Source organism: Streptomyces sp. Rer75, assembly GCF_013414305.1.
Classification (GTDB): domain Bacteria; phylum Actinomycetota; class Actinomycetes; order Streptomycetales; family Streptomycetaceae; genus Streptomyces; species Streptomyces himastatinicus.
The window spans coordinates 10,395,340-10,410,943 of sequence record NZ_CP058693.1; the positions used below are offsets into that span (position 1 = coordinate 10,395,340).

General features: G+C 73.3%; 1 protein-coding gene. It reads left to right on the forward strand.

Annotation, left to right across the window (positions count from 1 at the left end; all coding sequences use genetic code 11):
- The first annotated feature begins 6 nt into the window (after positions 1–6).
- Entirely contained in the window at positions 7–15,516 is a 15,510-nt protein-coding gene (locus tag HYQ63_RS43670) for a type I polyketide synthase (RefSeq protein WP_179939555.1), read from the forward strand.
- Positions 15,517–15,604: the final 88 nt, after the last annotated feature.

Consider the following 15,604-nt stretch of genomic DNA (forward strand, 5'->3'; position numbering starts at 1 on the left):
TCACCCATGGCGAATGAAGAGAAGCTCTTCGAGTACCTCAAGCGTGTCACCGCGGAACTGAAGGAGACGCGGGCGCGGTTGCGGGACGCGGAGGCGGCCGCTGATGAACCGGTGGCCATCGTCGGCATGAGCTGCCGCTACCCCGGCGGGGTGGCCTCGCCCGAGGACCTGTGGCGCCTGGTGGCGAACGGTGAAGACGCGGTCTCGGAGGTGCCTTCCGACCGCGGCTGGGACCTGGCGAGGCTGTTCGACGCGGACGGGAACCGGCCCGGGACCTCGTATGTGGACCGCGGCGGTTTCCTGCACGACGCCGCCGAGTTCGACGCGGAGTTCTTCGGGATCTCGCCGCGTGAGGCGGTGGCGATGGACCCGCAACAGCGGCTGCTGCTGGAGACGTCCTGGGAGTTGTTCGAGCGGGCCGGCATCGATCCGACGTCGCTGGGCGGCAGCCGGACCGGCGTGTTCGTGGGCTCCAGCTTCCACGGCTACGGCGGCGACCTGACCGACGCTCCCGAAGAGGTCCAGGGCCATCTGCTCACCGGCCGCTCGGGCAGTGTGCTCTCCGGCCGGATCGCCTACTCGTTGGGTCTGGAAGGTCCGGCGGTCACGGTGGACACCGCCTGTTCGTCCTCGCTGGTGGCATTGCACCTGGCGGTCAACGCACTGCAGCGTGGCGACTGTTCGCGCGCCATCGCCGGTGGCGTGGTGGTCATGCCCACCCCCGAGGTGTTCGTCGCGTTCAGCCGCCAGCAGGGCCTGTCGCGCGACGGCCGGTGCCGCGCATTCGCGGGCAGCGCCGATGGGACCGTCCTCGCCGAGGGCGTCGGCATGCTGCTGCTGGAGCGGCTGTCGGACGCGGTGCGAGGCGGCCATCAGGTGCTGGCCGTGGTGCGCGGCTCGGCGGTGAACCAGGACGGCGCGTCCAACGGTCTCACCGCGCCCAACGGCCCCTCGCAGCAAAGGGTGATCCGGCAGGCGCTGGCCGACGCCGACCTGTCCCCGGTGCAGGTCGACGCCCTGGAGGCGCATGGGACGGGCACCACACTGGGCGACCCGATCGAGGCGGACGCGCTGCTGGCCACGTACGGGCAGAACCGGCCGGCCGAGCGGCCGCTGCTGATCGGGTCGCTGAAGTCGAACCTCGGCCACACCCAGGCGGCGGCGGGCGTGGCCGGGATCATCAAGATGGTGATGGCGATGCGGCACGGCACCGTGCCCGCGACGTTGCACGTGGACGAGCCGACGCCGCACGTGGACTGGGGGTCCGGCGCGGTGCGGCTGGTGACCGGGAACACGGCGTGGCCGGAGACCGGGCAGCCCCGGCGGGCCGCGGTGTCCTCGTTCGGGGTGAGCGGCACCAACGCGCATGTGATCATTGAACAGCCGCCTGCCACCGGAGCTCCTGCCACCGCGACACCTGATGCCGAGGAGGACTCGGACACACCCGCCCCATTCACGAAAGGGCGGGTGCACGATGCGCTGCCGTGGGTGGTGTCGGGCCGTTCTGCACGGGGATTGCGGGCGCAGGCCGTGCGGCTTCGCCGGTTCGCGGCCGGCTCGGGCGAGACGGACCGGAACCTGGGATGGTCGCTCGCTTCGTCACGCGCCGGGCTGGAGCACCGGGCGGTGGTGATCGCCGAGGACCGGGACGGGTTCCTGGCCGGTCTCGACGCCCTTGCCGCGGAAGAGCCCGCCGCACGGGTGGTGAGCGGAGCCGTCGGGTCGCAGGCCCCCGACGGTGTGGTGTTCGTCTTTCCGGGCCAGGGCTCCCAGTGGGCGGGGATGGCGACCGAGTTGCTGGACTCCTCGCCCGCCTTCGCCGAGTCCGTCCTGCGGTGTGCCGAGGCCTTGGCCCCGCACATCGAGTGGGATCTGCTCGAGGTCCTGCGGGACGGCCGCTTGCTGGAGCGGGTTGACGTGGTGCAGCCCGTGCTGTGGGCGGTGATGGTGTCGCTGGCTGCGCTGTGGCGGTCGATGGGCGTGGTGCCGTCGGCGGTGGTGGGCCATTCCCAGGGGGAGATCGCGGCGGCGTGCGTGGCAGGTGTCCTGTCGTTGGAGGACGGTGCGCGGCTGGTGGCGCTGCGCAGCCGGGTGATCGCGGAGGGCTTGGCCGGTGAGGGCGGAATGGTGTCCGTCGCCACTTCGGCCGAGCGGGCGCAGGAGCTCATGGCCGGCCGCGACGGGGTGTGGATCGCGGCGGTGAACGGCCCGGCCTCCACGGTGCTCGGCGGCAGCCCGGACGTGCTGGCCGAGGTGAGGGCGGCGGCCGAGGCCGAGGGTCTGCGGGCGCAGGCGATCGCGGTGGACTACGCGTCGCACACGCCACACGTCGAGCAGGTCCGTGACGCCCTGCTGGAAGTGGCCGCTCCGATCACCCCGAGGGCCGGCGACGTCCCCATGTACTCGACGGTCACGGCCGCGCTCGCCGAGGGCGAGACGCTCGACGCGGAGTACTGGTACCGGAACCTGCGCGGGCAGGTCCGCTTCCACGACGCGGTACAGAGCCTCATCGACGACGACAGGACGGTGTTCCTCGAGGTCAGCCCGCACCCGGTGCTGTCCGCGGCGATCGAGGAGGCCGGACACGCCGCGGACAGCCGTCTGACGGCCGTGGAGACGCTCAGGCGCGGCGAGGGCGGGCCGCGGCGCGTGCTGACGTCCCTGGCCGAGCTGTGGGTGTGGGGCGTCGGACCCGACTGGCGGGCGGTGTTCGGCGGGGACGCCGCACGGGCGGACCTGCCGACGTACGCCTTCCAGCGCCGGCGCTACTGGCTGTCGGCGGCCGGGAGTGGGGCGAAGGGCCTCACGGGGGCCGGACTGTCGCCGCTGGGCCATCCCCTGCTGGTGGCCGGCATCGGTGTGGCCGAGGGCGGCGGGGCGCTGTTCACCGGCCGGTTGTCCACGGGCTCGCACCCCTGGCTCGCCGGCCACGTGGTGGCGGGCCGGTCGCTGGTGCCGGGTGCGGCCGTGCTGGAGCTGGTGCTGCGAGCAGGTGAGTACGCCGACTGCGACCGGCTGGAGGAACTGGTTCTGCGGGCCCCGCTGACGGTGCCGGACGACGGCACGGCGGTTGAGGTGCAGGTCGGCGTCGACCCGGCCGATGAGCTGGGGCGGCGCGCGGTGCGACTGCACTCCCGGCCCCACCGCCCGGGGCCCGGCGAGGGCGGGGCGGAGTGGGTCTGCCACGCGACGGGCACGGTGACCGCCGCGCCCGCCGGTGAACCCGTAACCGGAGACACCGTGTGGCCGCCCGCCGATGCCGTCCCGGTGGAGATCGACGGTTTCTACGAACGGCTCGCGGCAGCCGGTTGGGCCTACGAGCCGGTGTTCCGGGGCGTGCGCGCCGTGTGGCGGCGCGGCACGGAACTGTTCGCCGACGTCGAGCTGGACGAGTCCGGCGCGGGGGAGGCGGCGCGGTTCGGCGTGCACCCCGCACTGGTCGACGCCGCGCTGCAGACGCGGCTGGTGTCGCTGCTCGACAGCGAGCGAGAGCTCACGATGCCGTTCTTGTTCGCCGGAGCGCGCGTTCACGCCACGGGCGCCACTTCCGCGCGGGTCCGGATGGCCCCGGTCGGTCCTGACACGGTCTCGGTGCTGATGACCGACCAGGCCGGGCTGCCCATCCTCAGCCTTGAAGAGCTCACCTCGCGTCCGCTGTCCGAGGGGCCGGCGGCCGGCCCGGGGGTGGATTCGATGTACGAGGTGACCTGGACGCCGCTGCACGTGGCTGTCGAGGCCGGGCGGGAGCGGGTGGCGGTCCTGGGCCAGGCCCTGCCGGGGCTGGACGCGCCGTCGTTTCGCGATGTCGCCTCGGTGGTCGCGGCAGTGCGGGCCGGGGAGCCGATGGCCGGCACGGTGCTGCTGCCCTGCCCCGACGGCGGGGCGGACCCGGGTGTGGACGCTCCGGCGGCGAGCCGGAGGCTGCTGGCCGAAGTGCTGGGCGTCGTACAGGAGTGGCTCGACCGCCCCGAACTGGACGACGTCCGGTTGGCCGTGCTGACCCGCGGCGGGACCGCGGTGGAGCCGGGAGAGCGGGTCGACGTCGCCCAGGCCGCCGTACGGGGCCTGGTGCGGTCCGCGTGCGCGGAACACCCCGGCCGGATGCTGCAGGTCGACACCGACGGTGGCGCGGAGTCGACGGCGGCGCTGCCCGCCGTGGTGGCCTCCGCGGCCTCGGGCGGCGAGCCGGAGGCCGCGGTGCGCTCGGGCGGGGCGAGGGTGCCGCGGCTCGGCCGGGTCTCGTCGTCGGGCGCGGGGACGCAGGCCGCTCCTGATACGGCCGAGGCGTGGAATCCGGACCTGGGCGGTACCGTGCTGATCACGGGCGGGACGGGGATGACCGGGGCGGCGGTGGCGCGTCATCTGGCCGGTGTCCATGGGGTGCGGGATCTGGTGTTGACGAGCCGTCGTGGTGCGGATGCTCCTGGGGCGGCCGGTTTGGTGGGGGAGTTGGCGGCGCTGGGTGCCGTGGCGCGGGTGGTGTCCTGTGATGTGGCGGACCGTGCTTCGTTGGCCGGGCTGTTGGAGGGGCTGCCCGGTCTGTGTGGGGTGGTGCATGCGGCGGGTGTGATCGATGACGGTGTGGTTTCGGCGTTGACGCCGGAGCGGCTGGATGTGGTGCTGCGGCCGAAGGCGGACGCGGCCTGGTATCTGCATGAGCTGACCCGGGATCGTGAGCTGTCGTTGTTCGTGTTGTTCTCCTCGGCGGCTGGTGTGTTCGGTGCGCCTGGTCAGGGGAGCTACGCGGCTGCCAATGCGTTCTTGGACGGGCTGGCACAACACCGTCGCCGGACGGGGTTGCCGGGGCAGTCGCTGGCCTGGGGGCTGTGGGCCGACCGCAGTGCGATGACCGGGGGCCTGGGCCAGGTCGACCTGGACCGGATGGCACGCACCGGCGTCCAGCCGCTTTCCACCGAAAGCGGCCTCGCCCTGTTCGACGTGGCCGTCCGGATGCCGCGTCCGCACGTGGTTCCGATCCGGTTCGACCTGGCCGCCTTGCGCGAGCAGGAGGTCTTGGCGCCGCTCTTCCGCGGCCTGGTGCGTGCTTCGGTGAAGCGTGTGGCCACGAACTCAGGCGCTGACACGAGCGGTTTGCGTGCGCGTCTGGCCATGGTGCCGGTGGCCGAGCGGGATCGGGTGCTGACGGAGTTGGTGCGGGCCCAGGCAGCGGTGGTGTTGGGCCATGACGGTGCCGGCGCGGTGGGGGCGGACCGGGCGTTCAAGGACCTCGGGTTCGATTCGCTGACCGCGGTGGAGTTGCGCAACCGGCTGGGTACGGCGACGGGTCTGCGGCTTCCGGTGACGGTGGTGTTCGACCATCCGACGTCGGTGGCGCTGGCCGCCGAGCTGGCGGTGCGGCTGGGGGCGGGTGGCGAGGAAGCGGCTTCGGCCGTGGCCCCGGTGGCCGCCGCGCCCGCGGCGGCTGACGATCCGATCGCGATCGTGGGCATGAGCTGCCGGTTCCCGGGCGGTGTGTGCTCGCCGGAGGACCTGTGGCAACTGCTCGCCGACGAGCGGGACGCCATATCGCCGTTCCCCACCGACCGTGGCTGGGACCTCGACGCGCTGTTCGACCCCGACCCGGACCGGCCGGGCACCTCACATACCCGCATGGGCGGCTTCCTGCACGACGTGGCCGAGTTCGACCCCGAGTTCTTCGGCATCTCGCCCCGTGAGGCGCTGGCCATGGACCCCCAGCAGCGGCTGCTGTTGGAGACCGCCTGGGAGACGTTCGAGCGTGCGGGCATCGATCCGGACAGCCTGCGTGGTTCCCCGACGGGCGTCTTCCTCGGCAGCGCCGCGTCCGGCTACGGGATGAATCTGTTCACCTCCTCGGACGGCCTGGACGGCCATCTGCTGACCGGCAGCGCGACCAGCGTGGCGTCCGGCCGGGTGGCTTACACCTTCGGCCTGGAAGGCCCCGCGATGACGGTGGACACCGCCTGCTCGTCGTCGCTCGTGGCCCTGCACTTGGCTGTCCAGGCCCTCCGGCAGGGTGAGTGCACCCTGGCCCTCGCCGGTGGTGTCGCGATCATGCCGAGCCCGGCGCTGCTGGTGTCGTTCAGCAGGCAGCGTGCGTTGGCGCCGGACGGCCGCTGCAAGGCGTTCGCGGCGGGCGCGGACGGCACCGGCTTCGCCGAGGGGGTGGGCGTCCTGCTGGTCGAGCGGCTGTCGGACGCCCGCCGCAACGGTCACCACGTCCTGGCGGTCGTCCGGGGTACGGCGGTGAATCAGGACGGTGCGTCGAACGGGCTGACGGCGCCGAACGGTCCGTCGCAGCAGCGGGTGATCCGGCAGGCGCTGGCGAATGCCGGGGTGGCGGCGTCCGAGGTGGACGTGGTGGAGGCGCACGGCACCGGCACCGCTCTGGGGGATCCGATCGAGGCGCAGGCGCTGCTGGCGACGTATGGGCGGGAGCGGATCGGAGGTCAGCCGTTGTTGCTGGGTTCGGTCAAGTCGAACATCGGGCATGTGCAGGCGGCGGCGGGGGTGGCCGGTGTCATCAAGATGGTGCTGGCCATACGCCATGGGTTGGTGCCACGAACGCTGCACGTGGATCAGCCGACACCGCACGTGGACTGGTCGGCCGGCACGGTGGACTTGGTGACCGAGGGACGACGGTGGCCCGAGACGGATCGGCCGCGCCGGGCGGCGGTGTCGTCGTTCGGCATCGGCGGCACCAACGCGCATGTCGTGCTGGAGCAGGCGCCTGCCGCAGGTGAGTCGTCCGACGAGGAACAGTACGCGGCCCCGGTAGCAGGGACCGTACTGCCGTGGGTGGTGTCGGGCCGGTCGGCGGCTGGGCTGCGGGATCAGGCAGCGCGGCTGCGCGAGTTCGCGGCGGACCGTGGCCCTGGGCCGCAGGACGTGGCCTGGTCGTTGGCGACCTCGCGGGCGGCCCTGGAGCATCGCGCGGTGGTGATCGCGGGGGACCGTGAGGGGTTCCTGTCCGGTCTCGACGCGGTGGCCGCGGGGGAGTCCCCGAGCGGCGTGGTGAGTGGTGCGGTCGAGGACGGCCGACGGGTGGCATTCCTGTTCTCGGGGCAGGGTTCGCAGCGAGTGGGGATGGGGCGCGGGTTGGTGGGGCTGCCGGCGTTCGGTGAGGTGCTGGAAGAGGTGTGCGGCGCGTTCGAGGGGTTGCTGGATGTGCCGTTGCGGAATGTGCTGCTTGCCGAACCGGGTTCGGCCGAATCGGGGTTGATGGAGCGGACGGAGTACGCGCAGGCGGGGTTGTTCGCCTTCGAGGTGGCGTTGTTCCGGTTGTTGGACAGCTGTGGGGTCTCCGCGGACTTCCTGATGGGGCACTCGCTGGGGGAACTGGTGGCGGCTCATGTGGCGGGTGTGTGGTCGCTCGGGGATGCGGCGCGGGTGGTGGCGGCGCGTGGGCGGTTGATGGAGGGTTTGCCACCGGGGGGTGCGATGGCGGCGGTGGAGGCCGGGGAGGCGGAGGTCGCCGGGTGGATCGCTGGTGACGGGGACCGGTTGTCGGTGGCGGCGGTGAACGGCCCGCGGTCGGTGGTGGTCTCGGGCGCGGATGACGCGGTGGCGCGGGTGGTGGCCCTGGCGCGGAAGGAGGGGCGGCGTAGTCGGAGGCTGCGGGTGGCGCGGGCGTTCCATTCGCCGTTGGTGGAGCCGATGCTGGGCGAGCTCGCGGAGGTGCTGGGTGGTGTCTCCTGGGGCGAGCCGCGTATTCCGATCGTGTCCAACCTGACCGGTGGGACCGTCGAGCCCGAGGAGATCGGGAGCGTCGACTACTGGCTGCGCCACGCCCGGCAGGCCGTACGGTTCGCCGACGGTGTCACGTGGCTGACCGAGCGGGGAGTGACCGACTTCGTCGAGATCGGCCCCGACACCACGCTGACCGCGCTCGTCGCCGACCAGTTGGACCCGGCGGGCACGGCCCTCACCGTGCCGACCACACGGCCGGACCACGATGAGATCACCACGTTCACCCAGGGCCTGGCCGGACTGTACACGCGGGGCACGGATGTGGACTGGCCGACGTTGAAGCCGGCCCGCCGGCTCGACCTGCCCACCTACGCCTTCCAGCGCGAACGCTACTGGCCGCGCCGGTCCGCACCGGTCGGCGTGGACGCCGCGGTCGGCTCGGTCGGGCTGGAGGCCACCGGCCACCCGCTGCTCGGCGCGCGCGTCGGCCTGGCCGACGGCGACGGCGTCCTGCTCACCGGCCGGCTCTCGCTGTCCGAACAGCCGTGGCTGGCCGACCACGCGGTACTGGACACGGTCCTGCTCCCCGGCACCGCCTTCGTCGACATGGTGCTGCGTGCCGGCGACGAGGTGGGCTGTGACGCCGTGGAGGAACTGACCCTGCACGCGCCCCTGGTCCTGTCCGACGACACCACCGTGCGCGTGCAGCTGACCGTGGGCGGTGCCGACGAGGGCGGCCGCCGGACCGTGGCGGTGTACGCACGGCGGGCGGACACCGGGGAGTGGACCACCCACGCCACGGGCGTGATCTGCGAGGGGATACCGGCGGGCACGGCCGAGAAGCCGGGCCCATGGCCGCCCGAGGGCGCCGAGCCCGTGGAACTGGACGGCCTCTACCACCGGCTGGACGACGGAGGTTTCGGCTATGGACCGGCGTTCCAGGGACTCACCGCGGCCTGGCGTCGCGGGGCCCACGTCTTCGCCGAGGTCCGCCTGCCCGAAGAGGCCGCCGCGGACGCGGGCCGCTACTGCCTGCACCCGGCGGCGCTCGACGCGGCGCTGCACGGCATCTCCCTGCTGAACCCGGCGGACGGCGCCGAGGCCCCGAGCGGGCTGCCCTTCTCCTGGCGTGGCGTGCGCCTGTACGCGGCCGGGGCCGCCACGCTGCGCGTGCGCCTGTCCCCGACCGGCGCCGCCGGGATCGCGGTGACGGTCACCGATGGCGGGGGACTGCCGGTGGCGTCGATCGACGAATTCGCCCTGCGGCCGGTCACCGGCGATCAGCTCCGGGTGGCGGGCGGCCACCGCGCCTCGTTGTTCCGCCCTGGCTGGACCGAGGTGGCCGGGCCCGGCCGGGCCCTCCCGACCCTTGCCACGGAGCCGGACGGGACGGCCCCACTCCGGTGGGCCGCGATCGGTGCCGACGCGGCCGCCGTGGCCGGCGCGGCGGGTGTGGACGCCGCGTTCTACGAGGATCTGGCCGCGCTGGGCGCGGCCCTGACCGCTGATGTCCCCGCGCCGGACCTGGTGGCCGCCGTATGCCCGGGGTTTCCGGGGGACGTGCCGGACCAGACCAGGGCGGCCACCGCCTGGGCACTGGAGACGGTGCGTACCTGGCTCGGCGACGACCGGCTCGACGGGGCCCGGCTGGTGCTGATCACCCGCAACGCGGTGTCAGTCGACGGGCGGGCCCCCGACCTGCCGCAGGCCGCGGTGCAGGGTCTGGTGCGCTCCGCACAGTCGGAGCACCCGGACCGCATCGTGCAACTCGACCTCGACCTCGACCTCGACTTCGGCCTCGACTCCGATCTCGGTTCCAGCGCGGTGGCGGCCGGACTGATCGGCGCCGTACGGGCCGCGAACGGTGAGGAACCCGAAGTCGCGCTCCGTGACGGTGTCCTGTACGCGCCCCGGCTGACCCGGGCGGCCGCGCCGGACGACGCCGCGCCGGCGTGGGATCCGCGCGGCACCGTACTGATCACCGGCGGCACCGGGACGCTGGGCAGCGCCGTGGCCCGGCACCTGGCCGCCACCCATGGCGTGGCACACCTGCTGCTGGTGGGCCGGCAGGGCGCCCGGGCAGGCGGCGCGGAGGAACTCGTGGCCGAACTGGCCACCATGGGCGCCGAGGCCACCGTGGTGTCCTGCGACGTCGTGGACCGCGACAGCCTCGCCGCCGCACTGGCGGCCATCCCCGCCGACCGGCCGCTGCGCGGCGTGGTCCACGCCGCCGGTGTCGTCGACGACGCGACCGTATCCTCGCTGACGCCCGAACGGCTCCACGCCGTGCTGCGCCCCAAGGTGGACGCGGCGTGGAACCTGCACCAGCTCACCGCCGGAATGGATCTCACCGCGTTCGTGCTGTTCTCCTCGGTAGCGGGCGTGATGGGGGCGGCGGGACAGGCGAACTACGCCGCGGCCAACACGTTCCTGGACGCGCTGGCCCGCCACCGCAACGCCCATGGCCTGACCGTCCGATCGCTGGCCTGGGGCCTGTGGGAGCAGCGCTCCACCATGACCGGAGTCATGCGCGAGCGCGACCTGGCCCGGGTGTTCCGCGGCGGGATGTCGGCCCTGTCGGCCGAAGACGGGGTCGCGCTGCTGGACGCCGCCCTCGCCGCCGACGAGCCGGTCCTCGCGCCGATGGCCCTCGACCTCGCCGGCCTGCGCGGCGATGGCGCGGGCGTCCCCCCGGTCCTGCGGGGACTGGTGCGCACCCCCGCCAGGCACGCCGTACGGGGCACCGCGACCACAGGTCTGCGAGAGCGCCTGCGCTCGATGCCCGAGGCCGAGCGGGACAAGGCGCTGCTCGACCTGGTGCTGCGCCACGTCGGCGCCGTACTGGGCCACGCCCCGGGCAGCGCTGTCGCGGACGACCGTACCTTCTCCGATCTCGGCTTCGACTCGCTGACCGCCGTGGACCTGCGCAACCAACTCGCCACTGCGACGGGTGTGCGGCTCCCGGCCACCCTGGTGTTCGACTACCCGACCCCCGCGGCACTGGCCGCCCGCCTGCGGTCCCAGCTGGTGGGCGCCGAGGGCACGGCCGCGCCGGCCCGGGTGGCGGCCGTGGCCGACGAGCCGATAGCGATCATCGGGATGAGCTGCCGCTACCCCGGTGGGGTCCGGTCGCCCGAGGACCTGTGGCAGCTGGTTCTGGACGGCCGGGACGCGATCTCCGCGTTCCCCGACGACCGCGGTTGGGATCTTACGGAACTGCGCGCTCCGGACGGCCGGGGCACCGCGGGGAGCCGTGGGGGCGCGGGCGGGTTTCTGTACGACGCCGCCGAGTTCGACCCCGCGTTCTTCGGCATCTCACCGCGCGAGGCGGTGGCCATGGACCCGCAGCAGCGGCTGCTGCTGGAAACCTCCTGGGAGGCGTTCGAAGACGCGGGCGTCGATCCCCACGCCGTACGCGGCAGCAGGGTGGGGGTGTTCGCCGGGCTCATGCACCACGACTACGCGACCCGGCTGCGGACCGTCCCGGAGGACGTCGCGGGCTTCCTCGGCAACGGCAACACCGGCAGCATCGCCACCGGCCGCCTGGCGTACACCTTCGGTTTCGAAGGCCCCGCGGTCACGGTGGACACCGCTTGCTCGTCCTCGCTGGTCGCCCTGCACCTGGCGGCGCAGGCACTGCGCCAGGGCGAGTGTTCGCTCGCCCTCGCGGGCGGTGTCGCGGTGATGTCCACCCCGGCCGCCTTCGTGGAGTTCAGCAGGCAGCAGGGCCTGGCCCCGGACGGCCGGTGCAAGTCCTTCGCGGCCGCCGCGGACGGCACCACCTGGTCCGAGGGCGTGGGTCTGCTGCTGGTCGAGCGGCTGTCGGACGCGCGCCGCAACGGACACCGGGTCCTCGGCGTGGTCCGGGGTACGGCGGTGAACCAGGACGGTGCGTCGAACGGGCTGACGGCGCCGAACGGTCCGTCGCAGCAGCGGGTGATCCGACAGGCGCTGGCGAATGCCCGGGTGGCGGCGTCCGAGGTGGACGTGGTGGAGGCGCACGGCACCGGCACCCCGCTCGGCGACCCCATCGAGGCTCAGGCGGTCATCACGGCCTACGGCCAGGAGCGGGCGGCCGACCGTCCGGTGCTGCTCGGCTCGCTGAAGTCCAACCTCGGTCATACCCAGGCCGCGGCGGGAGTGGCCGGGGTCATCAAGATGGTGCTGGCGATGCGCCATGGGACGGTGCCCCGTACGTTGCACGTGGACGAGCCGACGCCGCACGTGGACTGGTCCGCCGGAGCGGTGGAGCTGGTGACCGAGGGCCGGCCCTGGCCGGAGACGGACCGGTCGCGGCGGGCGGCGGTGTCGTCGTTCGGCATCAGTGGCACCAACGCCCATGTGGTCATCGAACAGGCACCCGACGACCGCGACGAAAGCCGGGAACCGGCCGCCGTCGCCCCGGCTCCCGGCCCGCTGCCGTGGGTGGTGTCCGGTCACTCGGCGGCCGGGCTGCGCGGCCAGGCCGCCCGGCTGCGTGAGTTCGTCATCGCGACCGGGACGGACGGCGCACGGGTCGCTTGGGCGCTGGCGTCCTCGCGGGCGGCTCTGGACCACCGCGCGGTGGTGATCGGCGAGGACCGCGAGGACCAGCTGCGCGGTCTGGCTGCGGTGATGTCGCGAGAGCCCGCGGAGAACGTGGTGTCGGGAGTGGCGACCCCCGGTCGCTCGATCGCCTTCCTGTTCTCGGGGCAGGGTGCGCAGCGGTCGGGGATGGGGCGTGGGTTGGTGGGGTTGCCGGCGTTCGGCGAGGTGTTGGAGGAGGTGTGTGGGGCGTTCGACGGGTTGTTGGCGGGCGTGCCGTTGCGGGAGGTGTTGTTCGCGGGGGCGGATTCGGCGGATGGGGAATTGCTGGAGCGGACGGAGTACGCGCAGGCGGGGCTGTTTGCGTTCGAGGTGGCGCTGTTCCGGGCGTTGGAACGTTGCGGGGTGGGTGCTGATTACTTGCTGGGGCACTCGGTGGGGGAGTTGGTGGCGGCTCATGTGTCGGGTGTGTGGTCGCTCGAGGATGCGGTGCGGGTGGTGGCGGCGCGTGGGCGGTTGATGGCGGGGTTGTCGTCGGGTGGTGCGATGGCGGCGGTGGAGGCAGGGGAGACGGAGGTTGCCGGGTGGATCGGGGAGGACGGGGGCCGGTTGTCGGTGGCGGCGGTGAATGGTCCGCGGTCGGTGGTGGTGTCGGGCGTGCGGGACGCGGTGGAGCGGGTGGTGGGTGTGGCGCGGGGTGAGGGTCGGCGTGTCCGGCGATTGCGGGTGGAGCGGGCGTTTCATTCGCCGCTGGTCGAGCCGATGCTGGCGCAGTTCGCGGAGGTGCTGGGTGGTGTTTCGTGGGGTGAGCCGGGTATTCCGATCGTGTCCAACGTGACGGGCCGGGTGGTCACGGCCGAGGAGATCGGCAGTGCTGATTACTGGTTGCGTCATGCGCGGCAGGCCGTCCGCTTCGCCGACGGTCTGGCCTGGCTGGGCGAGCAGGGGGTCACCGACTACGTGGAGGTCGGCCCCGACACGACGCTGAGCAGTCTGGTCGCCGATCGGCTGGACCCGGCGAGCACGGCCGTCGTGGTGGCGACCACGAGGCCGGACCGCGACGAGGTCACCACGTTCACCCACGCTCTGGCCCGGCTGTACACACGGGGTACCGCGGTCGACTGGCCCACACTGACCCCGGCCTCCCGGATCGATCTGCCCACCTACGCCTTCCAGCGCGAGCGCTACTGGCTGGACGCGCCGGTTCCCACCGACGACGGCAGCACCTCCGAGGCCGACCGGGCGTTCTGGTCCGCCGTGGAAAGCGAGGACGTGGACGCGCTGGCGAACACACTGGGCGTCGAGCAGGAAGAGCGGCGTTCCCCGCTGCGGGAGATGCTGCCGGTGTTGTCCGACTGGCGCCGCCGCTCCCGGGAGCGTTCGGGGTTGCAGGACATGCGCTACTCGGTCGCGTGGCGGCCGATCGCCGAACCAGCCGCCACGCTCACCGGCACCTGGCTGGTCGTCACCGCGGGCGGAGCGGCCGCCGACGAATGCCTCGAAGCGCTGGACCGCCAGGGAGCCGATGTCCTCCGCGTCGACATCACCGGCCAGGCCCCCGACGTCATCGCCGCGCGGCTGCGCACGGCCCGGCCCGACGCGCCCGTAGCGGGCGTGCTGTCGCTGCTCGCGCTCTCCGGCACGCAGGACCCGTCGTGGGTCCTGGGCTCGGCCTTCGCCCTCGTACAGGCGTTGGGCAACCTCCAGGTGGCGGCGCCCCTGTGGTGGGTGACGCGTGGCGCGGTCATGGTCACGGGCGACCGGGACATCGACCCCGACCAGGCGCAGCTGTGGGGCCTCGGCCGGGTGGTCGCTCTCGAACACCCCGACCGCTGGGGCGGGCTGGTCGATCTGCCCTCCGAGGCGGACCCCCGCGCCGCCGCCCGGATGTGCGCCGTCCTTGCGGGCACCACGGGCGAGGACCAGGTGGCCGTACGGGCGGGCGGGCCGCTGGCCCGGCGACTGACGCGGGCACCGCTGAACCCCCCGGACACCGGACCACGCTGGACACCACACGGCGCAGTGCTGGTCACCGGTGGCACCGGGGCGCTGGGCGCGCACGTCGCCCGTCGGCTGGCCGGAGCGGGAGCCGAACACCTGGTGCTGACCAGCCGCCGGGGCCCGGCCGCGCCGGAGGCCGCCGCGCTGGAGGCCGAACTCACCGAACTGGGAGCCCGGGTGACGGTGGCGGCTTGCGACGTCGCCGACCGGGAGGCGCTGGCCGGCCTACTCCGCGAACTCACCGTGGACGGCGTCAAGATCAGTGCGGTGATGCACACCGCCGGCATCGCGGCGCCCACCGAGATCGCGCACACCGGACCACGGGAGGTGGCGGCCGTCTGCGGCGGCAAGGCCGACGGAGCCCGCAACCTCGACGAACTGTTCGCCCAGACCGATCTGGACGCCTTCGTGCTGTTCGCCTCGACCGCCGGGATCTGGGGCGGCGCCAGGCAGGGCGCGTACGGCGCGGCCAACGCGTACCTCGATGCCCTGGCGCAGCGGCGCCGGGCCCGGGGCCGCACCGCCACCTCGATCGCCTGGGGGCCCTGGGGCGGGGGCGGCATGGCCGCTCGCGGCGACGCCGAGGCGCATCTGCGCCGGCGCGGTGTCCGCCCGCTCGCGCCACAGGCGGCGCTCGATGTACTCCAGCAGACCATCGCCCATGACGAACCGCTGCTCACCGTGGCCGACATCGATTGGGAGCGGTTCGCGATGTCGTTCACCGCGGAGCGGCCGAGCACCCTGTTCGACGAGATTCCCGGGGCCCGGGCGGCCCAGGCACCCGCCGCACCCGCACCGGACACCACGGCGCGGGTGGGCCGGCGGCTCGCCGGGCTCTCCGGCGCCGAGCGGGAGCAGGCGCTCGTCGAGCTGATCCGTACCCACGCGGCCCAGGTGCTCGGACACGCCACCATCGATGGGATCGAGCCGGGCAAACCCTTCCGGGACCTCGGCTTCGACTCGCTGGCGGCGGTCGAGTTCCGCAACCGGCTGAGCGACGTCATCGGACTGCCCCTGCCCACCACATCGATCTTCGACTATCCGACACCCCGCGAGCTCGCCCGACATCTGCGGGCTGCCCTGGGCGAGGACGAGGTCACCGAGGCGTCGGTGCTCGCGGAGATCGACAAGCTGGAGGGCAGGCTCGCGGCGGTGGCGGCCGGTCCGGGCGCCCATCCGGACATCGTGGCCCGGCTGGAGACGCTACTGGCGCGCTGGGGAGGTGGCCCGGACGAGACCGCCGCGCGGACGGCGGCAGAACACATCCACTCCGCTACGCGCGACGAGGTCTTCGACTTCATCGACAAAGAGTTCGGTATCTGAGCGTGAGCGGCGTGCAGCGAAAGAAGCGGAGTACACGGATGGAGTCCGCGATGGGTGACGACGACAAGACTCTCGACTACCTCAAGCG